The sequence below is a fragment of the uncultured Campylobacter sp. genome (genome assembly GCF_938030815.1).
GTDB lineage: Bacteria > Campylobacterota > Campylobacteria > Campylobacterales > Campylobacteraceae > Campylobacter_B.
Map to the genome: position 1 here is coordinate 1 of NZ_CALHII010000151.1, position 1,135 is coordinate 1,135.

Sequence of the window (1,135 nt, forward strand, 5' to 3'; positions counted from 1 at the left end):
CGCGTACAGCTAGCGAGATCGGAGCTAGCGGCGATTTTACGCGGCGAATAGAACTACCGCGAGGCAAGGATGAGCTAAGCGCGCTCGCGGCTACGTTTAATGAAATGCTAGCATCACTGCAAAGCGCGTTTGAGCGCGAGCAGCAGCTAAGCGCCGATCTTTCGCATGAGCTGCGCACACCCGCTGCTGTCATACTGGCTCAAAGCGACTACGCCCTAGCCTACGAGCAAGACGCGAGCGAGGCGAAGGAGAGTTTCGCGGTCATCAACAATCAAGCGCGTAAAATTTCGGCGCTAATAGAGCAAATTTTAGAACTTGCTCGCTTACAGCGTGGCGCGCGTTTGGCGCCCGTAAGCTTAAGTAAAATCGCAAGCGAGTGTGCGCAAGACTTTCAACTTTTGTGCGCACAAAATGGGCTAAGCTTTAGCTCGCAGATAGCCGAGGAAGTGCGTGTAAACGGCGATGAGCTGCTTTTGATCAGGCTGATTAACAATCTTTTAAGCAATGCTTTAAAATTTACGCGCAGTAGCGTCGCTTTAGAGCTTTGCGTCAGTGCAGACGCGTGCGAACTTAGCATAAGCGACGACGGAGAGGGCATCGAGCCCGCTTTACAAAATAAAATTTGGGACAAGCTCTATCAAATCGAGCGTTCCAGAAATCGCGAGCAAAATAGCGGCGCAGGGCTCGGACTAGCCATCGCCTCACAAATTGCAAAGATCCATAATGCGCAGATTTCGCTGCGTAGCGAAGTAGGACGCGGAAGCAAATTTAGCGTAAAGTTTAAGAAGGTTTAGGCAGTTTTGTGGGCTTGGTGGCATAAAGAAATGCTGGGCGGCGAAATTCTTAAAATTTTATCGCCTATTGTTGCTTAAAATTTAATGACTATAGCTGTATATAAGGGCGATGGTGTAATTTTAAAATTAGGCCGGCGTCGCCAATAATATCGAATGATTTTTGCGATAGTCGTGCGCTTTTAAATTTAAATGGGCCAAATTTTAAAATTTAGTTTTACCGCGAAATTCCGTGGCGAATTAATAAGGCAAGGCGCGGCATTTTGCCCTTAGGCGAAGTGATAAGGCAAGCGCTTTATAGCTTAAGTGGGCCGGCGCGGGTAATTTAAGAATTTTGAGATATG

Annotated in this window: 1 protein-coding gene; it reads left to right on the forward strand. The window is 47.8% G+C overall.

Annotated elements, in window-relative coordinates; genetic code table 11:
- The coding region (locus Q0277_RS06035) for a HAMP domain-containing sensor histidine kinase (RefSeq protein ID WP_297996484.1) at positions 1 to 794 on the forward strand (794 nt) is incomplete at its 5' end.
- Positions 795 to 1,135: the final 341 nt, after the last annotated feature.